Raw genomic sequence first — 25,526 nt, forward strand, 5'->3', positions numbered from 1 at the left:
GCGCCGACCATTCAGCCCCCCTGCCCCCAATCGCCGGAGCTCCTGTCGTGACCGATCAGGCCTTCAACTTTGCCTATCTGGACGAGGACACCAAGCGGATGATCCGCCGGGCGATCCTGAAGGGCCTCGCGGTGCCGGGTTATCAGGTACCCTTTGCCAGCCGCGAGATGCCGATGCCCTATGGCTGGGGCACCGGCGGGGTCCAGGTCACAGCCGCCTGCCTGGTACCCGAGGATGTGCTGAAGGTCATCGACCAGGGTGCCGACGACACCACCAATGCGGTCAGCATCCGCAAGTTCTTCCAGCGCACCGCCGACGTCGCCACGACCGAGCGCACCGGCGAGGCGAGCGTCATCCAGACCCGCCACCGTATCCCCGAAACCCCGCTGCGCGAGGGGCAGGTGCTGGTCTATCAGGTGCCGATCCCCGAACCGCTGCGCTTCCTCGAGCCGCGCGAGGTCGAGACGCGGCGCATGCATGCGCTGTCGGAATACGGGCTGATGCAGGTGCGCCTTTACGAGGATATCGCCCGCCACGGTGAGATTGCGACCGCCTACGCCTATCCGGTGATGGTCAACGGCCGGCATGTGATGGACCCCTCGCCCATCCCGCGGTTCGACAACCCCCGGATGCACATGTCGCCGGCGATCCAGCTGTTCGGCGCCGGGCGCGAGCAGCGCATCTACGCCTTGCCGCCGTGGACCGAGGTCGTCAGCCTCGATTTCGACGACCACCCCTTTACCGCATCCAAGGCGGGCGGCTGCTGCGCGCTGTGCGGCGCGGACAGCAGCTATCTGGACGAAGTCATCACCGACGACAGCGGCACGCGGATGTTCGTCTGCTCGGATACCGATTTCTGCACCTCCCGGCAGGAGGATGCCGCATGAGCTATGCCACGACCGCTGCCCTTGCCGGCGCCGATGCCTCCGTCATCGCCGTTGCGGAGGCCGATCCGCCCCTGTTGCGGGTCGAGGGCCTCGGCAAATCCTACGGCAGCCGCATCGGCTGCGCGGATGTCTCGTTCGATCTGTGGCCGGGCGAGGTCATGGGCATTGTCGGCGAAAGCGGCTCGGGCAAGTCGACGCTGCTATCCTGTCTTGCCGGGCACATGGCGCCCGATGCCGGCCGCGTGATGTTCGACGGCCGCGACACCGTCACGATGCCGGAGGTCGAGCGCCGGCGCCTCGGCCGCACCGACTGGGCCTTTGTCCACCAGAACCCCCGTGACGGGCTGCGCATGGCGGTCAGCGCCGGCGGCAATGTCGGCGAGCGGCTGATGGCCGTCGGCGCGCGCCACTATGGCAATATCCGCGAGACGGCCGAGGACTGGCTCGGCCGGGTCGAGATCGACGCCAGCCGGATCGACGACCGCCCGCGCCAGTTCTCGGGCGGGATGCAGCAGCGGCTGCAGATCGCGCGCAACCTGGTGACCGGCCCGCGGCTGGTGTTCATGGACGAGCCGACGGGCGGCCTCGACGTGTCGGTGCAGGCGCGCCTGCTGGACCTGTTGCGCGGGCTGGTGCGCCGGCTGGGGCTGTCGGCGGTGTTGGTGACGCATGATCTGGCCGTGGTGCGGCTGCTGGCCGACCGGCTGATGGTGATGAAGGATGGCCGGGTGGTCGAAGCCGGGCTGACCGATCAGGTGCTTGACGATCCCCAGCATCCCTATACCCAGCTGCTGGTCTCATCCGTGCTGCAGGTCTGAGCCATGATCCACGCCTACGCCACAAGCGACCACTGCCTTGTGCCCCTGCCCGAGGACGCGCCGCTGGCCAGCGCGCGCTGGATTGACATGTTCGATCCGCAGCCGGCCGAGGTGGCGGCAGTCGACAGCCTGGGCTTTTCCGTCCCGACCCTCGAGGACATGGAGGAAATCGAGATCTCGAACCGCCTCTTTCGCGAGGGCGAGACCGATTACATGACCGCGGTCCTGCCCGGCGCGGGACCGGACGGCCGCATCGTGGCGATGCCCGTGACATTCATCCTGTCACTCGACCGCTTGGTCACAGTGCGCCACCACGAGCCGCGTCCCTTCGTCACCTTCCCGACCCGGGCCGATCGCGGTACGGCCGGGGTGGTCAATGCCGATCGCATCTTTCTGGGCCTGATGGAGGAGACTGTCTCGCGCCTCGCCGACCTGATCGAGGGTGTCGGACGGGTGTTGGACCTGGTCGGCGGGCATGTCTTCGACGGCGGCGGCAGCGCCAAGGACGCGGTCCTGCGCGTCGCGCTGATGAAGATCGGCCAGCAGGCCGAGGTCATGGCCCGGGTGCGCCTGGGGTTGCTCTCGATCGAGCGGGTGCTGAGCTTTTACACCGCCACCGCCGATGCGCGCGACGATGTCGAAAAGCTGCGCGCCCTGTCGCGCACGCTGAACCGCGACGTGCAGGCGCTGGAGGTTCATGCCGATTTCCTCGGCAACCGGATCGGCATGACGGTCGATGCGACGTTGGGCCTGATCAACCTGCAACAGAACAACACCGTTCGCGTGCTGTCGGTGGTCGCGGCGCTGTTCCTGCCGCCGACGGTGATCGCCTCGATCTACGGCATGAACTTCGACCACATGCCCGAGTTGCATTGGGCCTTTGGCTATCCCTTCGCGCTGGGGCTGATGGCCCTGTCGGCGCTGCTGATCTACCTGCTGGCGAAATGGAAGAAATGGTTATGATCCGGATCGAGAATGTCGCCAAGGATTTCACCCTACACAATCAGGGCGGCACGGTCCTGCGGGTGATGGAGGATGCCAGCCTGACCATCGCCCCGGGGGAATGCGTCGGGCTGATCGGCGCCTCGGGCGCAGGAAAATCGACGCTGATGCGCATGGTCTGGGGCAACTACCGCGCCGCCAGCGGCCGCATCATGGTCGGCGATACCGATGTCGCACAGGCCGACCCCCGCGCCATCACCCGGCTGCGGCGCGGCACGCTCGGCTATGTCAGCCAGTTCCTGCGGGTCGTGCCGCGCGTGCCGACGCTGGACGTCGTGGCCGAGCCCCTCCTGACCCTGGGCACGCCCGAGCCCGAGGCAAAGGCCCGCGCCGCTGCTATGCTGCAGCGGCTGAACATTCCGCAGCGCCTATGGGGGCTGTCGCCGACGACCTTTTCGGGGGGCGAGCAGCAGCGGGTCAACATCGCCCGTGGCTTTATCCACCCCTCGCCTGCACTGCTGCTGGACGAGCCGACCGCCAGCCTCGACGCCGCCAACCGCGAGCAGGTGCTGCAGCTGATCGAGGAGGCCAAGGCGCGCGGCGCGGCTATCCTCGGGATCTTTCACGACGAGGCCGCCCGCGATCGGGTCTGCGACCGTTGCATCGACGTGGCCGGGTTCGCGCCCAAAGCCGCAGCGGCGTGATAGCGCCCGTGGATCAGGCAGCCGCCCGGGCCTTTGCGCTCGTCGGGCCGTCGGGCGCGGGTAAGGATACGCTGCTCGCGGTGGCAAAGGCAGCGCGGCCGGACCTGCTGCTGGCCCGGCGCGTCATTACCCGCCCGAGCGAGGCGGGCGGCGAGGATTTCGAGGGCGTCAGCAACGCCGAGTTCGACGCCCGGAGGCCCGAGTTCGCCCTGACCTGGGCCGCCCATGGACTGCGCTATGCCATCCCCGCCAGCCTGCGCGCGGCCCAATGCGCGGGCCGCACCGTCATCTTCAACGGCTCGCGCGGGATGCTGGCCGAGGCGGCGCGCGCCTTTGCCCCGCTGTCAGTGATCGCGCTGGAAGCCGCGCCCGAGGTGCTGGCCGCCCGGCTGGCTGCGCGCGGACGCGAGGACGCCGCCGATATCCGCGCCCGGCTGGCGCGGGCCGACCTGTCCCTGCCCGAATTGCCGGGCGTTCCGGTTCACAGGATCGACAATTCCGGCGACCTGGGCGCGGCGGTGGCGGCGCTGCTGGCCGTTCTGGACCGCGGCCGATGAGCCTAGGCGGACAGCGGCAAGCGGCGGATCAGGTGGAAGCGGCCCTCGGCGTCCTCGCCCATCAGGCTCAGCGCCTCGATCGGCTGCGGGTCAGCCAGCAGCGGTGCGAGGCGAGGCTCGAGCGCGGCGCTGGCGCGTGCGGCAGTGTCCGCGTCCAGATTGCCGGTCAGCGTCATGTGGAACTGGAAATCCTCCATCACATGGGGATAGCCCCAGCGTTGCAGGTGATCGCGCTGCCGTGGGCTGAGGCGGTCGGGATTGCGCCGCGCAATTTCGGCCGGGGTCAGGGGCGCGCGAAAGCGGTCAAGGGCTGCGACCAGCCGCGCCTCCAGCCCCGCCAGCGCCGCGCTGCGGGCGGTCGGGATCAGCGCCAGGAATCCGCCGCCCAGCCGTGCCAGTCGCAGGCCGCCGGCAAGGCCGAAGGCTGCCTCGGTCGCGCAGAAATTGGCAAAGGCAGCCTCCAGGGCGGCACGCTCGCCCGCCAGCCGGAACGGGGCTTTCATCGTCGCGTGAAAGCCATAGCGGCGCGGGGTATCGGTCAGCGCTGCCATGTCGAGCCCGTCAATCCGTGGCTGCGGCACCGCGCGGCCGGCAGCCACGTCCCAACCCAGCCATGCGGCCCCAAAATCGCCCAGCGCGCCGGGCGCCGTGTAATAGACCGCAAATCGTGCCAGACCCTGCATGGTCCTCCCCTGGGGTTGCATCAACGACATGTCCCTGCGCCAGACGCCCACCGATGACCAGCCAGAACCCGAGTATCCCGATGACCCAAGACGCGATCCTTGCCAATGCCATCCTGATCCTGCCGGGCGAGACGCGCCGCGGCGGCCTGCGCCTGAAGGACGGCGCGATCGCCGAGATCCTGGACGGCGCAGAAGTACCGGCCGGCGCGCTCGATCTGGACGGCGACTACCTCGCACCCGGCCTCGTCGAGTTGCACACCGACAACCTGGAGCAGCATCTGCAGCCGCGTCCCGGCGTGAACTGGCCTCATGCGGCGGCAATCATCGCCCATGATGCCGAGTTGGCGGGCGTCGGCATCACCACCGTGTTCGACGCGATGCGCGTGGGGTCTATCAACAGCGGCGACCGGACCACCGATTACGCCCGCTACGCGCGCCCGCTGGCGACGGAACTGCTGGCAATGCGGGCCACCGGGGCGCTGCGGATCAGCCATTTCCTGCACCTGCGCGCCGAGGTCTGCAGCGAGACCCTGATCGAGGAACTAGACGAATTCGACGAAGGTGACCGCGTCGGCCTCATCAGCCTGATGGACCATACGCCCGGGCAGCGACAGTTTCGCGACGTCTCGCAACTGGAAAAATATGTGAAGGGCAAGTTCAACGTCGATGACGCCGGCTTCGCCGCCCATATCGCCCGGCTGCACGAGTTGCGGGCCCGCTTTGGCGACGATCACGAGGCGGCGGCAGTGGCGGTGGCCGGGCGCCTTGGGGCAGTGCTGGCCAGCCATGACGACACCACTGCCGAGCAGGTCGAGACCTCGGCCCGCTACGGCATCCGCCTGGCCGAGTTCCCGACCACCATCGAGGCTGCCGCCGCCTGCCACGAGCATGGCATCAAGACCATCATGGGCGCGCCCAACCTGATCCGCGGTGCCAGCCACAGCGGTAACGTCGCCGCGCGCGAGTTGGCCGAGGCCGACCTGCTGGACATCATCAGCAGCGATTACGTCCCCTCGGCGCTGCTGACCTCGGCCAATGTGCTGGCCGATCTGTGGGACGATCTGCCGCGCGCGATCGCGACCGTTACCGCGACTCCGGCCGCCGCCGCCGGGCTGGCGGATCGCGGACACATCGCCCCGGGCATGCGTGCCGACCTGATCCGTTTCCGCCGCATGGGCGGCAATGCCGTGCTGCGTGAAACCTGGGTGCAGGGCCGCCGCGTCGCCTGACGCCGGGCGCCGTCAAGGCGGGCGGCGCCACGGTGCTTGCGCGGCGCGCGCGCAGGGGCTAGTTCCGGCCGTCCCCCGGACCGCCGGGGGCCAGATGCAAAGGGTCAATGCCGATGGGCTACAAGGTCGTTGTCGCCGGCGCCACGGGCAACGTGGGCCGCGAAATGCTGAACATCCTGGCCGAGCGCCAGTTCCCGGTGGACGAGATCGCGGTGCTCGCATCGCGCCGTTCGCTGGGCACCGAGGTCAGCTTTGGCGAGCGAACCTTGAAGGTCAAGGACATTGACAGCTTCGATTTCACCGGCTGGGACATGGCGCTCTTCGCCATCGGCTCGGAGGCGACGAAGCAATATGCCCCGATCGCGGCCAAGGCCGGCTGCGTGGTGATCGATAACTCGTCGCTCTACCGCTACGACCCGGACGTGCCGCTGATCGTGCCCGAGGTGAACGCCGACGCCATCGCCGGCTATGCCAAGCGCAACATCATCGCCAACCCCAACTGCTCGACCGCGCAGATGGTGGTGGCGCTGAAGCCGCTGCACGACCGGGCACGGGTCAAGCGCGTGGTCGTCAGCACCTATCAATCTGTCAGCGGCGCCGGCAAGGACGGCATGGACGAGCTGTGGGAGCAGACCAAGGCGGTCTACAACCCGACCTCGGAAGTGCCGCCGCGCAAGTTTCCCAAGCAGATCGCGTTCAACGTGATCCCGCAGATCGACGTGTTCCTCGAAGGTGGCGACACCAAGGAGGAATGGAAGATGTCGGCCGAGACCAAGAAGATCATGGGTTCGGAGATCAAGGTCACCGCGACCTGCGTGCGCGTGCCGGTGTTCGTCGGCCACTCCGAGGCGGTGAACGTCGAGTTCGAGGACTTCCTCGACGAGGATGAGGCGCGCGACATCCTGCGCGAGGCGCCGGGGATCCTGGTGATCGACAAGCGCGAGCCGGGCGGCTACACGACCCCGGTCGAATGCGTCGGCGATTACGCAACCTTCGTCAGCCGCATCCGCCAGGACGCGACGGTGGAGAACGGTCTGAACCTGTGGGTCGTCAGCGACAACCTGCGCAAGGGCGCGGCCCTGAACGCTGTGCAAATTGCGGAACTGCTTGGCAGCAAGATGCTGAAGAAGGGCTGAGGGTCTTCACCACCTGAAATGCTGGAAACGCCCGCGCGAGCCGCGGGCGTTTTGCTGTCTGTGGCCCCTCTTGGCAGCTCTTTGCCACTGGCGCGACACCTGCCGCCGAGACCGGAACACCGCATGGAGGCAGACGTTGTCTGCAGGATGCCGGGACGATCACGCCCCGCGCGCTGAACAGTGACCCCAGCGGATGCCGCAACCATGGCAGACTGGGGCGCGAGATAAACAGAGGAGCTCGATATGAGCTATTATGGACGCCTTCCGACGGGCTACAGCATTGGCGGTAGCATTTCGCCCGTTGGCGAGACCGACAGTTATCGGGTGACCTTGGTTCCCGGGCTGACTTATTCCATTACTGCCCAAGGTTCCTCAAGCGGCAACGGTACGCTGGTCGATCCTCATATGGCGCTGACCACCCTTAGCGGGCGTCAGCTTGCTTATGATGACGACATATCGAGCAGCAATTACGATGCGCAAATTGTGTGGACAGCGCCCGCAGGTGGTTCTTCTCTCGATTATTTTGTCAACGTCGCGGAGAATGGGGATAATGCGAGTGGCACATACAAGCTGACCGTCTCTGCCGGATATGCATCTAACTACGCGGACCGCGTGGTTGGGAGTGCCTACGGCGATGCCATTGCCGGTATGGACGGTAACGACCAGTTGGCGGGCGGCAACGGGAATGACTACCTGTATGGCCAGAACGGCAACGATTACCTGATGGGCTTGAATGACCACGACTACCTCAGCGGCGCAACGGGCAACGATTCACTTCGCGGCGGGACGGGGTCAGATCGCTTGGTCGGCGGAGCCGGAGCGGACCAGTTGGTAGGTGGATCAGGCGCTGACCGCTTCATCTTCTACGCAGGAGATTCTGGTCGCTATGATTACGATGCCATTATGGCTGGCGATGGAGGCCTTGCATTCGACGGAATCGGCGCGGCGGCAGGCGATGTCATCGACCTTTCGGCGATCGACGCCAACCCTTATGTGGCCGGTAACCAAGCGTTCCAGTTCAGCTCGACCCTGACAACTGGGACGGCCTACCTTACCGAGAACACACGCGGCGACACTGTGCTCATGGCCTCGACCGACGCGGATAGCGAACCCGAACTCGTGATCCAGATCCGCGACGGCGCATACACAGCGAGCCAATACGCCGCCAACGACTTCATCCTGTAGAAAAACCGACCGGCGGCGGGCGCTAGACTGCGGTAAAGCGCTCGCCGTCGTACTGACGCAGACCGCCCGTGCCAATGTCGTGCAGCAGGCCGTGCAGCGTCATCTGGTCGCTCTCGACCGCGGCGCTCACAAAGGGGAAGGTCATTAGGTTCTCCAGCGAGATCGCCACTGCCTGCTCCTCCAAGGCCGGGATCTGGCGCTCGGCCGGCAGATCCTTCACGCGCTCATAGCCCGGTCGCAGGATGTCCATCCAGCGGCCGACGAAGCTGGTCGAGGCCTCCAGGTCCGGTGCGTGGCCCGAGCACATTTCGTGGCAGGCATCGACCCCGCCGCAATTAGTGTGACCCATGACGATCAACTGCGCGACATGCAGCGTGGTCACCGCATATTCGATTGCGGCCGAGGTGCCGTGCTGCTCACCATCGGGGGTGAAGGGCGGCACCAGGTTCGCGATGTTGCGATGTATGAAAAATTCGCCGGAATCCGCACCAAAAATCGAGGTCACGTGCACGCGCGAGTCGCAGCACGAGATGACCATCGCGCGCGGCCGCTGGCCGTCCTCTGCCAGGCGTCGGTACCAGCTGCGATTTGCCTGATAACCGGTGGCATGCCAGCCGTGAAAGCGTTGCACGAGATAGGGCGGCAGGGGTTGGATCATGGACATGGACAACTTCGCATCATGATGAACCCTCGGTTATTACGCCGGATTTGACGATCATTCGAGGGAAAAGGCATTCGCCAGATCGTGATGGGCATGCCATGGGATGACGCCTGAGACAGGTACGCCGCAATCCGAGGATCCTATGGGCAATGTCAGCTTTTTGCCGGTCGACGAAAGGGTCGATGTCGACGGCGCCCTGCTGAGCGAGGTGATGAGGCAACTGGGCCCCGAGACGGCCGAGCGGCTGATCGAGGATGCCTTGGCCGGGATGCAGGTAGAATTGGCCGAGGTCGCGGCCCTAGTCGCGGCAGTGGCGAGTGCCGGCAAGACCTGCGCCGAGGATCACGGCAACCCCGAGGACTCGCCCGCGCGCCTGTTGGCCGATCTGCTCGCCGCAACGGACCGCCTGTCGCGCACGGCGTGGGAGTTCGGGCTGACCACCTTGTCGGGGGTCTCCATTGATCTGGCGCTCTGCGCCGAGCGCAGCGACCACACGGCCCTGGGCGCAGTCGGGGCGCGCCTGCAACGCGTTGGGCGGCGCTCGCTCGGCCCGGCATGGGACGAGGCTACCTTCGGCTAAGCGTGCCCGTGAACGGGCGGAAGAGAGCGGCCCTTGCGGTCCGCCCCCTCGCGGCTAGGCTGCGCGGCGATCCATACGCCCGAGGCTACACATGCACCGTTCCGACCCCGACCGCCTTCGCTTTGCTGACCCGTCCTCCACCGGGCTGCCGCTGTGGGTGGTCGCGCCGGGGGAATGGCCGGCGGACCTGCCCGCCGGCGCGCGCACCCATGCCGAGGCCTGCGGTTTTACGGGCAAGGCTGGCCAGACCTGCCTTCTGCCCGGCGGGGTCGAGGGAGGCTTGGCCGGGGCCCTGTTTGGCTGGGGCGCGCCCGGCCCGCGCACCGACGCAGCCCCGCGCGAGCGGTTCCCCCTCGCCCGCGCCGTTGACACTTTGCCGCTGGGAACTACCTGGCGGCTGGCCGCGATCCCGACGGGCGTCGATCAGGGCATCGCCAGCCTTGGCTGGTTGCTCGGACTCTACCGATTCGACCGCTACACAAAACCCGCCGAAGGCCCGGCGCGCGCCGCCCCCATCTGTCCGGAGGGGGTGGATCGCGCCCGGATCGAAGCGCTCGCCGCCGGTGAGGCGCTGAGCCGCGACCTGATCAACACTCCGGCTTCGGACCTGGGCCCGGCGGAGTTGGAGGCCGCCGCCCGCACGCTGGCCGAGCGCTGTGGCGCGACGGTCGAGGTGACCACGGGCGGCGATCTGCTGGCCGCCAACCTGCCCATGATCCACGCCGTGGGCCGCGCCGCTGCCAGCGACCGGGCGCCGCGCCTGATCGACCTGCGCTTTCCCGGCTCAGGCCCGCGCGTGACGCTGGTTGGCAAGGGCGTCTGCTTTGACACCGGCGGCCTTGATATCAAGCCGCCTTCGGCCATGGGCCTGATGAAAAAAGACATGGGCGGCGCGGCGGCCGTCCTCGGTCTGGCGCAGATGCTGGCCGATCTGGGCCTGACCAAGGACATCCAACTGCGCGTGCTGATCCCTGCGGTCGAGAACGCCATTGCCGGCGATGCGATGCGGCCCGGCGATATCCTGACCAGTCGCAAGGGCCTGACCGTCGAGGTGAACAATACCGACGCCGAGGGGCGGCTTGTGCTGGCCGATGCCCTCGCGCTCGCGGCAGAGGAGGCGCCGGACTGGCTGATCTCGATGGCAACGCTGACCGGCGCGGCACGGGTGGCGCTGGGGCCCGACCTGCCGCCGATGTTCTGTGACGATGACGATGCAGCGGCGGTGCTGCTCGCCGCGGGACGCGCCGCCGCCGACCCGATCTGGCGCATGCCCTTCTGGGAGCCTTACGAGGCCATGATCGAGCCCGGCATCGCCGATCTGGACAACGCCCCTTCGGGCGGCTTTGCCGGCGCGATCACCGCCGCGCTGTTCCTGCGCCGCTTTACCGAGGGTGCCGCCCGCTACGCCCATTTCGACATCTATGGCTGGCAGCCAGCCTCGGCCCCCGGCCGCCCGAAGGGGGGCGTCCAGCAGGGCGCCCGGGCGATCCTGACCGCATTGCCAGAGCTGCTTGCGGGATCGCGCGGATGAGCGACCGGCGCACCACCCCCGCAACCGACCGAATTGCGCTGGAGCGCCTGCGCGGAGCGGTGGACCGCCCCGCCTACACAGCCGGGCGCCCGGCCACGGTCATAGCGCCCGTTGTCGACCTTTGCGCCGCGCCCGACGGCCCGCGCGAGCGGCAACTGCTGTTCGGCGCGCCCGTGACCGCAGTTGATACCGAGGGCGCCTGGACCTTTGTCGAGGCGCGGGACGATGGCTATTGCGGCTGGCTGAACTCGGGCACACTGGCCGAGGGCTTGCCGCCCGCAACCCATCGCGTGGCCGTTCCCGCAACGCATGTTTACCACCACCCCGACATCAAGAATGGCGAGGTAATGTCGCTGTCACTTGGCGCGCGTCTGGCCGTGACCGGGACCGAGGGGCGCTTCGCCTGCCTCTCCGGCGGCGGGTTCGTCCCGTTGGTGCATCTGTCGGACCAACCGGCCGGCGATCCGGTTGAGGTCGCGGAACTGCTGCTCGGCACGCCATATCTGTGGGGCGGCAACAGCCGCTCGGGCATCGATTGCTCGGGGTTGGCGCAGACTGCGCTGCGCGCTTGCGGACGCAACTGCCCCGGCGACAGCGACCAACAATTCGCCGCCATGAGCCACGAGGTGCCGCTGGCCGAAATTCAGCGCGGCGATCTGTTGTTCTGGCGCGGTCATGTGGCCATGGCAACGGGACCTGACCGGATGATCCATGCCAACGGCCACACGATGTCGGTCGCCTACGAAGGCATCACCGCAGCGCTGACCCGGATCGAAAGCGCAGGGGACGGCGCGTTCCTGGGCGTGCGCCGTCCCTGAGGGGCACGTTTTCAGGTGCCCACGCTGGTAAGGACAGAGATTTCGCGCTCGATCATCAGATCGGCGTCAGATTGCGCCCGCACTCGCCGGGCCGCGGCCTCCGACAGGCGGAGGAACAAATCCGGTTCGTGATACAAGCGCTCAATAGCGTCGGCGAGCGCCTGAGCATCATCAGGCGGGACGAGAATTCCGCAGGTTTCGTCCACGAACTCTGGAACTGCGGCGACAGCGGTAGTGACCGGCACCAGGCCTGACGCCATCGCCTCGTCGCGCGACACGCCATGAGTATCGGTGCGCGTGGGGACCAGAAATATGCCGGCCTCACGGTGAAGGCCCGCGATCTCGGTATGCGACAGAAAGCCTTTCTGGATTTCGACATTATCCATGCCGCGCAGCGGGGCCACCGTCTCCTCCAACAGCGGGCCGTCACCTGCGATGCGGAAGTGCATCTGGTCGAACCAAGGCTTGGCTGACAGGATCCGAATCGCGGCGACCGCCAGATCATTGGCGTATACGCTGGATGCAAACGGCCGAAGCAGCAGTACTTTTAGCCTGTCTTCGGTTTTTTTGGGCTGGTAGGCAAATATCCCGGTGTCGATCGGATTGTGAATGACCTCGATTTGGCCAGGCACAAAGCTGATCCCCAGATCCTCAGCCGCCGTATCCGCAAGCTGCTGCGAGACGAACACCAGCTTCAGGTTCGGATGTTGCGGCCTCAGAACGCCGTGCCAGAAGGCCATACGCGCATCACTGGCGCGCTGTGCCGCCTCACGCTCTGCTGGCGTGGTGTAAAGGAATGCGCGCCGCGTCCAAGGCTGAATGTCTACGCCGTGGCACCAGACGACCACCCTCACCCGATCTAGATGCGGTCGCAGGATGTCCCACACTTCCGGCGTCAGGAAATGAACTGCCACGGTGTCATAACCGCCCTCGGCGAGCATCTTGTCGAGCGTCACACGGTCAGCCGTCATCACGTCGGTGTTTTCGAACTCGGTGAAGGTCGGCGCGACGCTCTCTCGGAAGCGCAATACGGAGGGGCGGAGCCCGAGGGCGGCATAGCGGCGCACCCGACTGTGCAGGAAGGCGTTACGATAGAGGTCCGAATAGGCCGGGTATTGGTTTGTGACGATCAACACCCGCCCCCGGTCCAACAGGGTGCTCGGCGTCAACTGCCGATGGGTCAGGTCGAGCGACTTGATCTCGCACATACCGCTGCCGAGGACGCGCAGGCCGAGTCGAACCGAGGCGGTGCCGGCGGGGGGCTCGGCGGTCTCGTTGCGCAGCGGATGGATCATCGCGTGGCCAAGGCGGCTGCCCTTGGCGTCGAGCCAAATCATTACGAACGAAATCGAGAGGCCCGGGCTCACGTCGACATGACAACGCAACACTCCATTCTCGAGAACCTCGGACGGGCGGAGCGATGTCGTGCTGTAGATGTAGGCATGCTTGCCGTCGGCCAATTCGGAGGCGACCTCGAACGAGATCGGTGAGACGACGATCTGAACACCCGGTGCGCTTTGGCCGCGGAACAGCCGGGCCAAATCACGGTTGTCGAGACGGCGTGCCGTCGCCGGCATGTCTGCCGGCTTGATGGACTCGGCCCTCGAGAGGATCTCGGGCAGGGGCAGGCCGGGGTCGATGCCGCGCAGGTCGTCGACCACGCTGGCGATGGTGGTGCGGTCCGCGACCTCATGGCAGTAGTTGAACGGATCGACCGACAGGACGCGATCGGCTCGCCAGTCACCGGTATCGATTCCGTCAAGCAGCCCCGCGCGGTCCTGTTCGTTCAGCAATGCGCCACGGATGATCCCCCGCCGGCGGGAAATGCCCGCGACCGGGATATAGGCCGCGGCCGGGTCCATCAACGTGCCATCCCCCGTGGGGTAGGCAGCCTTGCCGATCACATCCGCCCCGCTGTAGCGAGTCGCGAGCACCAGATCGCGCAGGTAGTTCGGCCCGTAATAGTCCTTGGCGCTGAAGCAAGCCAGCCAGCCAGCCGCCAGTTCTTCAGTCAGGTCGGGCGGGGCTTCCCCCTCGGATAGCAGGCGCACGCGCGGATCGTGGTCCGCCGCCCTGAACCCTTCCGGGGCAATCAGCAGCAGCCTGGCGTCGCGGTGGGTCTGGGCGGTGAACGCGGCGAGCAGGTGGCGTGCAGATTCCTCGTCCGGCGCGTGGGCGATGACCGTCACGGCTGGCAGGTCCGCCTGCGGCGCGCGATCCGGCAGCGCCTTTGAGACGACATAGGCCAACCGGTCGGCCGAGGTATGCTGCGACATGATCTTGCGCAAACCTGCAAGGCGCAGCCGGTCGGCATGGCCGGGCTGGTCCGCGACCTTTTCAAATCGGCGCGTAACCTCGCCGTGATCGTCCGACGAGATCACCAGATCCCCGAACATCATGCGCAGCCCGCGCGAGAAATTGCTGATCGTCACGGTACCCGAGGCGAGCAGTTCATAGACGCGCCGGGCAAACATGCTCTGCGATTGCTTCACCGAATTCAGGTTGATCGCGTAGCGATAGCCCTTGTAAGCGACGTCGATCCGGCTCGCCGGCAGCGTGCCGACGATGAACGTCCTGAAGGACTCCGGAAAGGCGTAGTTCGGGTCGTCCCTGCCCCAGTTGCGGTCAAAGATGTCGAGCGGTCGCAGCAGCGGCAGGCCGGCGGTGAAGTTTTCCAGATCGCGGGTCCGCTCGGGGTAGCGGGTATAATACGCGCCGGCGAAGTTGATCGCATCGCGGCGGGCGAACAGTTCGATCGGATTGTGCACGCGCGGCTGGCAGGCGAAGGGCAGCAGCCAGACCCGGTCGTGGCGCAGCGCCTGCCGGTAGAGGTGGATGCAGTCGATATCGGTCGTAAAGACGTGGTCGAACAGCTTGGCGGTGCTCAGAAAAGAGGTGTAGTGGACCGGATCTTCCTTGTTCCAGAAGACCGTCGGCACGCCATTCTTGCGGCACCATCCCACCAGGTCATGCAGTTCCTGGCTGCGGTGGCCAATCTTGCGGTCCCAGCTGTCGTTCTTGCCGCGCCAAGCAGATTCAACGAACAGAAGGTCCGGCTTGAAGCCCTCGATCTCGGACTGCCAGTTGCCGGCGGTCAGGCCGAGCAGATCGGCCTCGGGCGCAAAGCAGGTGTAGGTGAAATCGTCCATGATTGCGGCGACACGCAGGTCCTTGCGCGGAGCAAGCAGAATGTCGGCAACTCTCGCCGCGCCCTCGCGCGCGGCGAGGGGCTCCGGCGGGGCGTAACCATCACGAAAGATCGGCGCCGTGATGGCGGGTGCGGCGGCGGCCTTGGCCTGCACCTCGGTCGAGGATGCGGCCTGCGGCGCCTCCCCGGGTGGGGGCCCCGACGTGGGCGCGGCGACCGGCCCGGGCCTCGCCGGAGGTGCCGCTTCGACGGGCGGGGGCAAAAGACCCGGCGGCGGCGAGTCGAGATGGGTGCGGAACACCCGCGCCATCCGCACCGGAATGGCGGCAAAGCCGCGCACCGAGGCGGCGCCATCGCGCAGCACCTCGCCGGCGCGATAGGTGCGGCTGTTGGCCATGCTGACCAGTCGACCGCGCAGCAGCGAGTTCTGCCCCTGAGCTTCACGCAGCCGCCGCTCGGTCATGGTCAGCGCCGCCCGCAGTTGCGGGACGGTCTGGTCGTAACGACCTGTCAGTTCGCGGTACTTGGTATTTGCGGCGTCAAGTTTCTGGCGCGCGGTCTCGGCCTCAATCTGCCGTTTTTGGCTCTCGCTGCGGACACCAACCAGCTGGCTCTGGAGTTCGGCGATCTCCCGCTGATCAGCCTCGCGCCGGGTTTTGGCGGCAGCCATATCCATCGCATGGATCTGGGCTTTGGCCTTGGCGTCACGCAAGTCGGCCTGGATGCGGTCGTAGTCCGCAGTCAGCGATTTGATATCGGCGAGTGCGCCTGACAGCGCGGCCGTCTTGCTCTCGACCGCGCTGCGAATCGCCGCCGTGTCCTTGCGCGCGGCCTGCAACTGTTCACTCACGTTGCGGTATTTGGTGTTCGCTTCGCTCAGGGCCTTTTTGAGGCGCGCAAGTTCCAATCCGCTGCGATACGATTCAACCGCGAGGCGCAAGCCCGCTTGTTCCAACCGGTCTTTCTGGTCTGCCAACGCCGACGGGAGGAAAAGATGGGTCGGCGTCGCGTTGAACGTATCCCAGTACTTATAGCCCAAAGGGTGCAGCAGACGCAGGACGGCACGAAAGCTGGCCTCGTTTTCACACTCGACATACAGTATCGGCTGGTCGCGCTTGATTAGATCCTCGGCTCCGGCGAGAACCGCGCTTTCCATTCCCTCCACGTCGATCTTGATGGCGCGGACTGGTCCCGGAAACGACTGCGAGTCAAGCGTCACAACGTCAATTTCACCCGCGCCCAACTCGAGGTGTTGGCCACCCAGATTTTCTGGACGCTCGACGCCGAACTTTGCCCGACCAGCGCTGGCGCCGACCCCGAATTTGCGGATCGACAGCCGCTCGCCGAGATCATTTTCGGCGATGGACTGTTCGATCGCCTCAACAAGGTGGGGGTTGGGCTCGAAGGCAATGACGCGGCAATCTGCGACGACGGCCAGATACATCGCGTGATTACCGATATTCGCGCCGATATCGAGGACCAGATCGCCTGGCGATAGGCGCGACGCCATGTCGCGCAGCATTTCGCGCTCGTAAGGTTCGCGCGTCTGGGCAATGCCCTTCTGGATGTAGTCCGTGGCAGAATCCGGCAGGACCATCCGATAACTGCGGTCCCCTTCGATGACCTCGAACGGACCGTCGGGGGCGGCAGGCGTGGCCTCGTCAGAGGTGACGACCGGCTCGGCGCGCGTTGGCTGATGCGCCTTTACTTCGTCAACAGGGCTGCGCGATTCGGCCATCAAATCTTCCGTATGGGTCTGTTTCAAGCCTTGCGACTTGAGGGCGATGGGTTGAGCCCCCGGCTGAATGGTATCTCCCGGCGCAGCTGGCATGTGAAGGGCGGCCGAAGGGCGGTGCCGGGAGGAAGGATCATTCTGACCAGCGATCTCGCCCGCCTGAATGATCTCTCGTAGCTGGGAAATCGCGGTATCGTAAATGCTTTGCTGATAGTGAAACGGTTCGAGGCCCCATTTGTGCCCATGATCGGCCAACAGAGAGTCTGTTTGATATGTCAACCATCGTGTTTGCGGCAGCGCCTCAGCCAGGGCGTCATACATTTTTGCAAGTAAAAGATTCTGACGTTTCGCCACGGCCGCGGGATATTCGTCGATTGGAGCGCCCGATTGATCTGTCAGCGCCCAGAATACGCGATTCACCACCAGCCGTTCCTGCCAGCCTCGCGCCTTGATCAGGGTAGCAAAGTGGATCAGGCCTTCTCGCCACCGATCGTAACGCTCTGGATCGCTATTCACCAAGCGACGACCCGCCATAGAACCAGCAGCGGAATCAGCCCCAGATAAGAATTCGGGGGAAACTGTGACCGCGTCACCGCTCGCCCGTAACAAGATATCAAATCGCTCGTCGATGAAATCCAGTAAGATCAGATCGAAATCGTCATCCCGCAAGGCGGCGAGCAGGCTCTTGTCCATGTCCCGCAATACCATGCGGCGCTGAAACGGGCTGTCGATGCGGGCCAGGAGCGCATGGTCCACTAGCGGATGCGCGTTAAGCACCGCAAAACTGCTGCGGGCATAATAGTCGCTAATCACGAAATCCGGACTCGGGCTGAGCGCAAAGATGTCGCGGCTGGCGCAACTTCCGATGATCAGCACTCGGGTCTGGCGGCCTTCGTTCATGCGGCTTTGGTCCATGCACCGCGGGTGTCGATGACACGGGTTCCCGGACGCAGCTTTGGCGCCGCGGACTTGAACTGGCTGTGATCGACCAGCAGGACGGCGATGTCAGCCTTGGCCAAGGCGCTTTCCGTGTCAGCCAGGCGTGCGGCTTGCAGGCCCTCGGGCAGCGCGTCCGTGTGGGGTTCAACCACCATCAGGCCGGGGAGCTGGGCCGACAGCGTGCGGGCGATGGCGAGGGCGGGGCTTTCGCGCAGATCGTCGATATCGGCCTTGAAAGCCAGGCCGAAGCAGGCGACCTGCGGCTGGCGGCCGGGGTTGGCGTCGGTCCAGTCGGCGATCGCGGCGTGGACGCGCGCGATGACCCAGCCGGGCTTGCTGTCATTGACCTCGCGCGCGGTGCGGATCAGGCGTGCCTCGGCAGGGACCTGGCTTACGATGAACCACGGGTCGACCGCGATGCAATGTCCCCCGACACCCGGGCCGGGTTGGAGGATGTTGACGCGTGGATGACGGTTCGCGAGGCGGATAAGTTCCCAGACGTCGATGCCGAGGCGGTCGCAGATCAGCGACAATTCGTTGGCAAAGGCAATGTTGACATCGCGAAAGCTGTTCTCGGTCAGCTTGGCGAGTTCTGCCGTGCGGCAGTCGGTCTCGATGCACTCACCCTCGACGGCCAGCTCGTAGAGCGCGCGCGCCCGGGTAGCGCAAGCCGCGGTCATGCCGCCGATGATCCGGTCGTTGCTGACCAACTCCTCCAGCGCGCGGCCGGGCAGGATGCGTTCCGGGCAATGGGCGATGCGGATGTCCGACTGCTCGCCATGGGTGGCGGGAAAGGTCAGGTCGGGCCGCTCGGCCGCCAGCCAGTCCGCCATCTGCTCGGTCGCGCCGACTGGGCTGGTCGATTCGAGGATCACCAGATCCCCCGCTTTCAGGACCGGCGCAATGGCCCGCGCGGCGCTTTCGATATAGCGCAGATCGGGGTCATGTGCGCTCTCACCCTCGCGGAACGGGGTTGGCACGGCGATGAGGAATGCGTCGGCCGCCTCAGGGGTGGTCGTCGCGCGCAAATGACCCGAAGCGACGACCTCCTGCAGCGCCTCCTCCAGTCCCGGCTCGACGATATGGGTCTGCCCGGCATTGATCTTGTCGACCGCCGCGGCATTGACGTCAAAGCCGATCATGCGCACCCCGCGCCGGGCAAAGACGACCGCCGTCGGCAACCCGATATAGCCCAGCCCGACCATGCAGACGGTGCCGAAAGAGGTGCTGTCGCTCATGCTAAGAGGCCTTTGAAATCGAGGAGGGCGGTCAGGATGCGGTCGACGGCCTTGCCGTCGCCGTAGGGGTTATGGGCGAAGCTCATGGCATCGTAAGCGGCCTGATCGGTCATCAACCGCGAGACTGCGCCCACGATCGCACCGCGATCCGTGCCGACGAGCTCGACCGTGCCGGCATCGATTGCCTCGGGGCGTTCGGTCCTGTCGCGCATCACCAGCACGGGCTTGCCCAGAGAGGGGGCCTCTTCCTGGATGCCGCCAGAGTCGGTCAGAATGATATGCGCCCGGCGCATCAGCCAGACGAAGGGCAGATAATCCAGCGGCTCGATCAGGTGGACATTGCCCAGCCCACTGAGGATGCGCTGCACGGGCTCGCGCACATTCGGGTTAAGATGCATCGGATAGACGATTTGCAGCGTGGGAAAGCGCGCTGCGAGGTCGGCCAGCGCCTGGCAGATCGATTCAAAACCGCCACCAAAGCTTTCCCGGCGGTGGCCGGTCACCAGCAGCACCGGGCTGCCCTGGGGCAGAAAGTCGAACTGCGCCGCCAGTTCGGCCGTGAGGGTCGGGTCGGCATCAATGCGCGCCACGACCTCCAGCAACGCATCGATCACGGTGTTGCCGGTGACAGTGATGCGGTCCGCGGCCACTCCCTCGGCCAGCAGGCAGTCGCGCGACTTGGCCGAAGGGGCGAAGTGCAGCGTTCCCATAGCGCCGACGATCTTGCGATTACCCTCCTCGGGCCAAGGTGAATAGATATTTCCGGTCCGCAGGCCGGCCTCGACATGACCCACCGGGACGCGCCCGTAATAGGCGGCGAGGGTGCTTGCGAGGGTGGTCGCCGTGTCGCCATGAACCAGAACGATGTCTGGCGCCTCGGCCTCGATCACCGGCTTGAGGCCCATCAGGATGGCGGCGGTCACGCCGTTCAGGTCCTGCCCGCTACGCATGACGTTCAGATCGTGATCGGGGACGATCCCGAAAAGGGCGGTCACCTGATCGAGCATCTCGCGGTGCTGGGCAGTGACACAGACGCGGCTCTCAAAGCGCGGATCGCGGGCCAAGCCCAGGACCAGCGGCGCCATCTTGATCGCCTCTGGCCGGGTTCCGAAGACGGAAAGGACTTTCATCGTAATATCCCGGTTCAATCTCGCCGGGTCTATATATGGTGACAGAAGGCATGGCCAGCCGGGCAAATCACGGCCTGCGCCTCTCCGCCGCCGGCCGCCTTACCCCGCCCCGTCGCCCAGAACGAACACCCGCTCCGGCTGGACTTCGCCGCCCTGATATCGGCCGATGCAGAGCGGCCGGCCGCCCCGTGCCACGAGCACCAGATCGCCCCAGGCGGCAGTTCCCAGGACCTGGCCGGGGTTGCCATTTGCGATCCTCAGAGCGCCGGTTTCGGTCGCCTGAAGAAGGGGCAGATCGCCCAGCGCGGCTTGCAGGGGCAGGATGCGGGCGGCGAGGATGGTGGGGTCGCCGCCGTCGAGTTCGGCTGGGGTCACGGCTTGGTCCAAGGTGAACGGTCCGGACCAGACGCGGCGCAGCCAGGCGGTATGGCCAAGGCAGCCCAGCGCGCGGCCCAGATCGCGGGCGATGGCGCGGACATAGCCGCCCTTGCCGCAGACCATGTGTAGCAACGCGCCGTCGGTATCCGTGTCCGCCAAGTCGAGTTGCGCTACGTGCAGCGGCCGCGCGCCGAGGTCGGGCCGCAACCCCTCGCGCGCGAGATCATAGGCCCGTTCGCCCGCGACCTTGACTGCGGAAAAAGCCGGCGGCACTTGCATGATGTCGCCGCGAAATGCCGGCAGGGCGGCCTCGATCTCGGACGCCGTCGGTCGCAAATCGCTGGTCTGCAGCACCGTGCCCGAGGCATCGTCGGTATCCGTCTCCGCCCCCCAGGCGACGCGGAAATCATAGGCCTTCAGCGCCGCCTCGACAAACGGGACGGTCTTGGTCGCCTCGCCCAGGGCGACCGCGAGGATGCCGGTCGCATCCGGGTCCAGCGTGCCGGCATGGCCGGCCTTTTTCGCGTCCAGCAACCAGCGCACGCGGCCGACCACGGAGGTCGAGGTCATGCCGGCGGGTTTGTCGACCACCAGCCAGCCATGAATGTCGCGGCCCTTCTTGCGTGCCATGATTGTCCCTTGTTGCAGGGCGGGGCAGCTAGCCCGCCCCGCACCCGGCGTCAATCACAGCCCGCCGACCAGCGCCTCGGTCATCTGGCTGGTTGGGTCGGTCAGGCCTTCGACGATGTCGAAGTGATGGCGGCCGCGCTCCTCGACCAGACGCGTCGGCGCGCCCAGCAGCGCCCAGGTGGCGGCCATGGCGCGCGACTGCCACAGAAAGGGGGTGCGCTCGGCCGCGCCCACCCAGACGATCATCGGCGCGAGGCTGGCGGGGCCGAGCAGCGGTGGGCTCTCAGCCATCGCTTCGGCCGGATCGATCTGCAACTGCGCGTTCACGGCCAGCCGCATCAGCGGTCGCAAGTCGAACAGGCCCGACACCGGCACGGTGCGGGCAACGCGGGTCAGCACCTCGGGCGGCAGGGGTGTCTGGGCGGACACCATCCGCGCTGTCAGGTGGCCGCCAGCCGAGTGACCGGTCAGGACGACCGGTCCCGCGATCTGGGCCGCGGCGGCGGCAATTGCCCCCGCCACTTGTTGGCCGATCTGGGCAATGCGCGCGCCCGGGGCGAGGGTATAGCGCGGGATCAGGACCGCCCAGCCGCGGGCGAGCGCGCCGGCCGCCAGATGCGACCAGTCGTCGGGCGAGAACCGGACCCACCAACCGCCATGGATCACGACCGCCAGACCCTTTGGCGTGCCCTCCGGCCAGAAGATGCCGTCGCGCATGATCGCGGTACTGCGGAAGTCGGCGGCCGCCTGCGCCCAGCGCGCCGGGTACTCGGCCCCGCCCGGGATGTGCGGGCCGTTTGCCCAGGCGTCCTCCCAGTCCGTGATCACATCGGCTTCCATCATTCCCCCGGCGCTGCTAGCCCTCGCATCAACGGAGGACATCATGGCCGACTTTAACCGCACGCGCGCACTGTTCCATATCCCCGAAGGGGTCAGCTACCTGGACGGCAATTCGCTGGGGCCGATGCCGCTGGCGGCGGCGGATCGCGCGGCAGCGGTGATCCGGGATGAATGGGGCGGCCAGCTGATCGGCGGCTGGAACAGCGCCGGTTGGTATGTCCAGCCGCGCCGGGTGGGCGATCGCATCGCAAGGCTGATCGGCGCCGGGCCGGGGGAGGTCGTCATGGGCGACACCCTGACCGTCAAGGTGTTCCAGGCGGTCAGCGCGGCGCTGAAGCTGGCTTCTGCCAGGCGCAATGTGGTGCTGTCTGACAGTGGCAATTTTCCGTCCGACCTTTACGCGGTGCAGGGCCTTTCGGCGATGGGCGCCGAGTTGCGCGTGGTCGCGCCCGAAGAGGTGGAGGCGGCCATCGACGAGAGCATCGCCGTGTTGATGCTGACCGAGGTGGATTATCGCACGGGCCGGCGCCACGACATGCCGGCGCTGACCGCCAAGGCGCATGCCGCAGGGGCGATTGCGGTCTGGGACTTGGCCCACTCGGCCGGCGCGGTCGACGTGGATGTGACCAGCGGCGATGCCGATTTCGCGGTCGGGTGCAGCTACAAATACCTCAACGGCGGCCCGGGCGCGCCGGCCTTTATCTGGGCCAATCCGCGCATTGCGGCCGAAGCCCAGCCGATCCTGCAGGGCTGGATGGGCCATGATGCCCCGTTCGATTTTGTTACCGACTACCGGCCCGCCGGCGGGATCGAGCGGATGCGCGTCGGCACGCCCCCGGTGATCGCGATGAGCATCCTCGACGCCGCGCTCGACGCCTTTGACGGGATCACGATGGCGGAGATCCGCGCCCGCTCGATCGAGTTGTCGCAGCGCTTCATCGCCGGGGTGGAGGCTGCCTGCCCCGGGTTGCGCCTGAACTCGCCGCGCGATCCGATGGCGCGCGGCAGCCAGGTCAGCTTTTGCCACGACGAGGCCTATGCGGTGATGCAGGCGCTGATCGCGCGCGGTGTGGTGGGCGATTATCGCGCGCCCGACGTTCTGCGCTTTGGCTTCACGCCCCTTTACCTGAACGAGGGCGACGTCGACCGCGCGGTCTCCATCATTTCCGAGGTGCTGGACACCGGGGCCTGGGACCGGCCGGAGTTCAAGCAACGTCAGGCGGTGACCTGAGCAGCCTCAGGCCCGGTGGTAGGGGCCGCCGGACAGGATTGTCGCGGCGCGGTAAAGCTGCTCGGCCAGCATCACCCGCACCAGCATATGCGGCCAGACCATCGCCCCGAGGCTGATCGCCAGATCGGCGCGCGCGCGCAAGTCGGGCGCGATCCCGTCCGCGCCGCCGATCACAAAGGTCGCGTCACGACCAGCGTCTCGCCAGCCGCCAAGGCGGCCGGCGAACTGGGGTGAGGTCAGGGTCTCGCCGCGCTCGTCCAGCGTCACCAGGAGGCTGCCAGCGGGCACGGCGCGGGCCAGCAACGCAGCCTCCGCCGCCATCCCGCCGGATTTAGCCTCGACTTCGGCCAAGCTGACGCGCGGCAGGCCGATCGCCCTGCCCGTCCGGGCGAAGCGGTCGAGGTAGTCCGCCAGCAGCGTGGCCTCGGGGCCGGGCCGCAGGCGGCCGACGGCTGCAATGGTCAGCCGCATGGCGGTCCTTGGATCAGACGTCGGCCGGCGAGGCCGACATCTGCGGCCGACGCAGCGCGCTCAGCGCGTCGGTGGGCAGCCACATCTTTTCCAGCTGGTAGAACTCGCGCACCTCGGGACGGAAGATGTGAACGATCACGTCGTCCGCATCGACCAGCACCCAGTCGCCGGTCTCCTTGCCTTCCACCCGGGCGGGGCGCCCGGTCGCGATCTTCAGCCGCTCGGAAAGTTTTTCGGCGATGGCTCCGACCTGGCGGGCACTGCGGCCCTGACAGATCACCATGTTGTCCGCCATGGCCGAACGGCCGCGCAGGTCGATGGTGACAACATCCTCGGCCTTGTCGTCATCGAGCGAGGCCAGCACGAGGGCCAGAACCTGCTCGCTGGTCAGGGGTGAGGGGGTGCCGCTGGGGGCGGCGGTCGCGGCCGGCATGGTCCCGGTGGATTGCGGGGCCGGCGTGACAAGTCCGTTCAGGGGTCGATCCTCCGATCATCGCGCCGGCATCAAAGCCCCCGGCGCGGGGCATATGTCAAAGATAGCAGTTGCAGCGGTTTTCTCAATGCCTGCTCACGCGTCCTTCAACGGTTGGCTGCCCGCCGCCGACGGCCCGGCCTCGCCGGGCGGGGTGGCCAGGGGCTCACCTGGCATCGCGGCTCCGGCGGCCGCGCCGCCGAGCAGCCTGATTTCGGTCTGGGCCAGCGGCAGGGTGATGCCACGCTTGCGGAACGCATCCCACAGCGCCAGATAGACCTGCCCGCGCACGTTGGTCAGTCCCGCCTGGGGATCGCTGATCCAGAAACGCAGCATGTAGTGCACGCCGCTCTCGCCAAAGGCCGTGACCCAGCACACCGGCGTGCGCTGCGCCAGAACCCGCTTGACGGTCATCGAGGCGTTGATGGCGATCCGGCTGACCTCGTGCGGATCGTCGCGATACGAGGCGCGAAATTCGATGTCGAGACGAACGAAATCATTGGTATGGGACCAGTTGACCACCTGCCCGGTAACCAGTTCCTCGTTCGGGATCAGGTATTCCTTGCCGTCACGGGTGACGACGCTGACATAGCGCGCGCCCAGCGCGTCGATCCAGCCGAAGGTGTCGCCGATGCTGATGACGTCGCCGGGCTTGATCGACTTGTCGAGCAGGATGATAACCCCCGACATCAGGTTCGAGACAATCTTTTGCAGGCCGAAGCCGAGGCCGACGCCCAGCGCGCCGGAAAAGATCGTCAGGCCGGTCAGGTCGATCCCGGTCGCGGCCAGCCCGACGACGATGGCCAGAAACAGAAGCACCGCCTGCATGATCTTGGCGATCAGCACCCGCATGGTGGGCGAGACGTCGGTGTTCTTGGCCAAGCTGGCCGACGTCAGGCGCGAGAGCACCCGCGCCGCGGCGATCAGCAAGCCGGTGATGACCACCGCCTTGATGACGGTCAAGGCCGACAAACGGAAATCGCCCAGCCCGATGGCAAGCGAATCGAGGAATTTGGCGGTCGGGTTGCTGAGGTTCAGGAAATACAGCGTGACCCAGACCCAGGCGCCCCAACGGATGATGCGCCGCAGGAACTTGTTGGCGATCAGCCGGACCAGAAACTCGATCGCGACCCATGCGGACGAGATCGCGGCGGCCAGCGCGATCAGGTGGCTGCGCGACGGCCAGGTCACGTTGCGCATGATGATGACCAGCGCCCAGGCCAGCAGCGCGAACAGGATCACCCGCAGCTTGCGCTGGATCAGGATGCCGATCCGCAGCCGCCACTTGGGCCAGCCATGGCGGCCGCGGAGCCAGCGATTCAGGCGCGGGGCGAGAAGGTTACGCGACAGCTGGGCCACGGCGCCGACGCACAGGATCGCCAGCAGCTGCCACAGGCGCCAGGGCAGCAGCATGTTCTGGACGATCGGCTTGATCTGCGCCCACAGCCCCTGCGCCGCGTCGACCATGTCTGGATTGACGTGTTCCATCCGCCCCGCATCCGCCTGTGCGGGCCAATCACAGCACCCCGCCCCGCGCCCGGCAAGGGGCGCCGGGCACTTCTCGCAGTCCGGTGTGACGCCTG

The 25,526-nt window shown here is 66.6% G+C and carries 22 protein-coding genes; 12 read left to right on the forward strand and 10 right to left on the reverse strand.

Translation table 11 applies throughout. The features are described from left to right. Positions 1–47: 47 nt before the first annotated feature. From DRW48_RS02335 to phnN, 5 genes are read left to right on the forward strand one after another with little or no spacing between them, the layout of a single operon-like run. Positions 48–887 carry an alpha-D-ribose 1-methylphosphonate 5-phosphate C-P-lyase PhnJ gene (locus DRW48_RS02335; protein ID WP_114074998.1) on the forward strand — a complete coding sequence of 280 codons (840 nt, stop codon included), beginning with the start codon at positions 48–50 and terminating at the stop codon, positions 885–887. Beyond that, positions 884–1,705 carry a phosphonate C-P lyase system protein PhnK gene (gene phnK, locus DRW48_RS02340; RefSeq protein ID WP_114074999.1) on the forward strand — a complete coding sequence of 274 codons (822 nt, stop codon included), beginning with the start codon at positions 884–886 and terminating at the stop codon, positions 1,703–1,705. Before DRW48_RS02335 ends, phnK begins: the two co-directional genes overlap by 4 nt. Positions 1,706–1,708: 3 nt before the next feature. Beyond that, the gene (locus DRW48_RS02345; protein WP_114075000.1) at positions 1,709–2,668 is read left to right on the forward strand and encodes a magnesium transporter CorA family protein; all 960 of its coding nucleotides are present in this window, start codon (positions 1,709–1,711) and stop codon (positions 2,666–2,668) included. After that, positions 2,665–3,351, forward strand: coding sequence for a phosphonate C-P lyase system protein PhnL (gene phnL / locus DRW48_RS02350; protein WP_114075001.1), 687 nt, complete (start codon positions 2,665–2,667; stop codon positions 3,349–3,351). Before DRW48_RS02345 ends, phnL begins: the two co-directional genes overlap by 4 nt. 8 nt (positions 3,352–3,359) lie before the next feature. Beyond that, on the forward strand, positions 3,360–3,908 hold the full coding sequence (phnN, locus tag DRW48_RS02355) for a phosphonate metabolism protein/1,5-bisphosphokinase (PRPP-forming) PhnN (protein WP_114075002.1): 549 nt from the start codon (positions 3,360–3,362) through the stop codon (positions 3,906–3,908). A 2-nt stretch (positions 3,909–3,910) separates the two neighbouring features. Here phnN and DRW48_RS02360 read toward each other — a convergent pair whose 3' ends face one another. Then, a complete protein-coding gene (locus DRW48_RS02360; RefSeq protein ID WP_114075003.1) occupies positions 3,911–4,591 on the reverse strand; it encodes a DUF1045 domain-containing protein in 681 nt (226 codons plus the stop codon). 80 nt (positions 4,592–4,671) lie between these two features. On the opposite strand from DRW48_RS02360, the gene DRW48_RS02365 reads away from it, so the two are divergent. From DRW48_RS02365 to DRW48_RS02375, 3 genes are all read left to right on the forward strand, one after another. Next, positions 4,672–5,820, forward strand: a complete 1,149-nt coding sequence (locus DRW48_RS02365) for an alpha-D-ribose 1-methylphosphonate 5-triphosphate diphosphatase (protein ID WP_114077310.1) — start codon at positions 4,672–4,674, stop codon at positions 5,818–5,820. 113 nt (positions 5,821–5,933) lie between these two features. Beyond that, the gene (locus DRW48_RS02370; RefSeq protein WP_114075004.1) at positions 5,934–6,956 is read left to right on the forward strand and encodes an aspartate-semialdehyde dehydrogenase; all 1,023 of its coding nucleotides are present in this window, start codon (positions 5,934–5,936) and stop codon (positions 6,954–6,956) included. A 243-nt stretch (positions 6,957–7,199) separates the two neighbouring features. After that, complete coding sequence (locus DRW48_RS02375; protein WP_114075005.1) at positions 7,200–8,141, forward strand: calcium-binding protein; 942 nt, start codon at positions 7,200–7,202, stop codon at positions 8,139–8,141. 22 nt (positions 8,142–8,163) lie between these two features. On the opposite strand, the gene DRW48_RS02380 is transcribed toward DRW48_RS02375, so the two are convergent. Further along, positions 8,164–8,805 carry a carbonic anhydrase gene (locus DRW48_RS02380; RefSeq protein ID WP_114075006.1) on the reverse strand — a complete coding sequence of 214 codons (642 nt, stop codon included), beginning with the start codon at positions 8,803–8,805 and terminating at the stop codon, positions 8,164–8,166. A gap of 100 nt (positions 8,806–8,905) precedes the next feature. Here DRW48_RS02380 and DRW48_RS02385 point away from each other — a divergent pair, with 100 nt between their 5' ends. From DRW48_RS02385 to DRW48_RS02395, 3 genes are all read left to right on the forward strand, one after another. Next, a complete protein-coding gene (locus DRW48_RS02385; protein ID WP_162784659.1) occupies positions 8,906–9,382 on the forward strand; it encodes a hypothetical protein in 477 nt (158 codons plus the stop codon). A gap of 91 nt (positions 9,383–9,473) precedes the next feature. Further along, the gene (locus DRW48_RS02390) at positions 9,474–10,913 is read left to right on the forward strand and encodes a leucyl aminopeptidase family protein (RefSeq protein ID WP_114075008.1); all 1,440 of its coding nucleotides are present in this window, start codon (positions 9,474–9,476) and stop codon (positions 10,911–10,913) included. Continuing rightward, positions 10,910–11,731, forward strand: a complete 822-nt coding sequence (locus tag DRW48_RS02395) for a C40 family peptidase (RefSeq protein WP_114075009.1) — start codon at positions 10,910–10,912, stop codon at positions 11,729–11,731. The genes DRW48_RS02390 and DRW48_RS02395 overlap by 4 nt, the downstream gene beginning before the upstream one ends. A gap of 11 nt (positions 11,732–11,742) precedes the next feature. Here DRW48_RS02395 and DRW48_RS02400 read toward each other — a convergent pair whose 3' ends face one another. The 5 genes from DRW48_RS02400 to DRW48_RS02420 all read right to left on the reverse strand — a co-directional run bounded on the left by DRW48_RS02400 (position 11,743) and on the right by DRW48_RS02420 (position 21,772). After that, positions 11,743–17,514, reverse strand: a complete 5,772-nt coding sequence (locus DRW48_RS02400) for an FkbM family methyltransferase (RefSeq protein ID WP_162784660.1) — start codon at positions 17,512–17,514, stop codon at positions 11,743–11,745. Beyond that, positions 17,511–18,791, reverse strand: coding sequence for a UDP-N-acetyl-D-mannosamine dehydrogenase (gene wecC, locus DRW48_RS02405; RefSeq protein ID WP_114075011.1), 1,281 nt, complete (start codon positions 18,789–18,791; stop codon positions 17,511–17,513). Before wecC ends, DRW48_RS02400 begins: the two co-directional genes overlap by 4 nt. Further along, positions 18,788–19,921: a non-hydrolyzing UDP-N-acetylglucosamine 2-epimerase gene (gene wecB, locus DRW48_RS02410; RefSeq protein WP_199286142.1), complete on the reverse strand. Its 1,134-nt coding sequence runs from the start codon at positions 19,919–19,921 to the stop codon at positions 18,788–18,790. The genes wecC and wecB overlap by 4 nt, the downstream gene beginning before the upstream one ends. Positions 19,922–20,020: 99 nt before the next feature. Further along, entirely contained in the window at positions 20,021–20,929 is a 909-nt protein-coding gene (gene truB / locus DRW48_RS02415) for a tRNA pseudouridine(55) synthase TruB (RefSeq protein WP_114075012.1), read from the reverse strand. A gap of 54 nt (positions 20,930–20,983) precedes the next feature. Continuing rightward, positions 20,984–21,772, reverse strand: a complete 789-nt coding sequence (locus tag DRW48_RS02420) for an alpha/beta hydrolase (protein WP_114075013.1) — start codon at positions 21,770–21,772, stop codon at positions 20,984–20,986. Positions 21,773–21,812: 40 nt separating this feature from the next. Between DRW48_RS02420 and kynU the strand changes: the two genes are divergently transcribed. Continuing rightward, positions 21,813–23,000 carry a kynureninase gene (gene kynU / locus DRW48_RS02425; RefSeq protein ID WP_114075014.1) on the forward strand — a complete coding sequence of 396 codons (1,188 nt, stop codon included), beginning with the start codon at positions 21,813–21,815 and terminating at the stop codon, positions 22,998–23,000. 6 nt (positions 23,001–23,006) lie between these two features. Here kynU and rlmH read toward each other — a convergent pair whose 3' ends face one another. The 3 genes from rlmH to DRW48_RS02440 form a co-directional block, all read right to left on the reverse strand. Beyond that, on the reverse strand, positions 23,007–23,471 hold the full coding sequence (gene rlmH / locus DRW48_RS02430) for a 23S rRNA (pseudouridine(1915)-N(3))-methyltransferase RlmH (RefSeq protein WP_114075015.1): 465 nt from the start codon (positions 23,469–23,471) through the stop codon (positions 23,007–23,009). A 13-nt stretch (positions 23,472–23,484) separates the two neighbouring features. Next, positions 23,485–23,904 (reverse strand): ribosome silencing factor, encoded by a 420-nt coding sequence (gene rsfS, locus DRW48_RS02435; RefSeq protein ID WP_114075016.1) that lies wholly within the window; start codon positions 23,902–23,904, stop codon positions 23,485–23,487. Positions 23,905–24,039: 135 nt separating this feature from the next. Continuing rightward, the gene (locus DRW48_RS02440) at positions 24,040–25,431 is read right to left on the reverse strand and encodes a mechanosensitive ion channel family protein (RefSeq protein ID WP_114075017.1); all 1,392 of its coding nucleotides are present in this window, start codon (positions 25,429–25,431) and stop codon (positions 24,040–24,042) included. Positions 25,432–25,526 lie beyond the last annotated feature (95 nt).

The organism is Paracoccus suum, assembly GCF_003324675.1.
GTDB classification, from domain to species: Bacteria; Pseudomonadota; Alphaproteobacteria; order Rhodobacterales; family Rhodobacteraceae; genus Paracoccus; species Paracoccus suum.

Excerpts from the sequence above, each read along its gene's own strand:
- phnK (WP_114074999.1), top strand. The coding sequence starts at position 884 with ATGAGCTATGCCACGACCGCTGCCCTTGCCGGCGCCGATGCCTCCGTC.
- DRW48_RS02345 (WP_114075000.1), top strand. The coding sequence starts at position 1,709 with ATGATCCACGCCTACGCCACAAGCGACCACTGCCTTGTGCCCCTGCCC.
- phnL (WP_114075001.1), top strand. The coding sequence starts at position 2,665 with ATGATCCGGATCGAGAATGTCGCCAAGGATTTCACCCTACACAATCAG.
- DRW48_RS02360 (WP_114075003.1), bottom strand. The coding sequence starts at position 4,591 with ATGCAGGGTCTGGCACGATTTGCGGTCTATTACACGGCGCCCGGCGCG.
- DRW48_RS02365 (WP_114077310.1), top strand. The coding sequence starts at position 4,672 with ATGACCCAAGACGCGATCCTTGCCAATGCCATCCTGATCCTGCCGGGC.
- DRW48_RS02370 (WP_114075004.1), top strand. The coding sequence starts at position 5,934 with ATGGGCTACAAGGTCGTTGTCGCCGGCGCCACGGGCAACGTGGGCCGC.
- DRW48_RS02375 (WP_114075005.1), top strand. The coding sequence starts at position 7,200 with ATGAGCTATTATGGACGCCTTCCGACGGGCTACAGCATTGGCGGTAGC.
- DRW48_RS02380 (WP_114075006.1), bottom strand. The coding sequence starts at position 8,805 with ATGTCCATGATCCAACCCCTGCCGCCCTATCTCGTGCAACGCTTTCAC.
- DRW48_RS02385 (WP_162784659.1), top strand. The coding sequence starts at position 8,906 with ATGACGCCTGAGACAGGTACGCCGCAATCCGAGGATCCTATGGGCAAT.
- DRW48_RS02390 (WP_114075008.1), top strand. The coding sequence starts at position 9,474 with ATGCACCGTTCCGACCCCGACCGCCTTCGCTTTGCTGACCCGTCCTCC.
- DRW48_RS02395 (WP_114075009.1), top strand. The coding sequence starts at position 10,910 with ATGAGCGACCGGCGCACCACCCCCGCAACCGACCGAATTGCGCTGGAG.
- DRW48_RS02400 (WP_162784660.1), bottom strand. The coding sequence starts at position 17,514 with ATGAACGAAGGCCGCCAGACCCGAGTGCTGATCATCGGAAGTTGCGCC.
- wecC (WP_114075011.1), bottom strand. The coding sequence starts at position 18,791 with ATGAGCGACAGCACCTCTTTCGGCACCGTCTGCATGGTCGGGCTGGGC.
- wecB (WP_199286142.1), bottom strand. The coding sequence starts at position 19,921 with ATGAAAGTCCTTTCCGTCTTCGGAACCCGGCCAGAGGCGATCAAGATG.
- truB (WP_114075012.1), bottom strand. The coding sequence starts at position 20,929 with ATGGCACGCAAGAAGGGCCGCGACATTCATGGCTGGCTGGTGGTCGAC.
- DRW48_RS02420 (WP_114075013.1), bottom strand. The coding sequence starts at position 21,772 with ATGATGGAAGCCGATGTGATCACGGACTGGGAGGACGCCTGGGCAAAC.
- kynU (WP_114075014.1), top strand. The coding sequence starts at position 21,813 with ATGGCCGACTTTAACCGCACGCGCGCACTGTTCCATATCCCCGAAGGG.
- rlmH (WP_114075015.1), bottom strand. The coding sequence starts at position 23,471 with ATGCGGCTGACCATTGCAGCCGTCGGCCGCCTGCGGCCCGGCCCCGAG.
- rsfS (WP_114075016.1), bottom strand. The coding sequence starts at position 23,904 with ATGCCGGCCGCGACCGCCGCCCCCAGCGGCACCCCCTCACCCCTGACC.
- DRW48_RS02440 (WP_114075017.1), bottom strand. The coding sequence starts at position 25,431 with ATGGAACACGTCAATCCAGACATGGTCGACGCGGCGCAGGGGCTGTGG.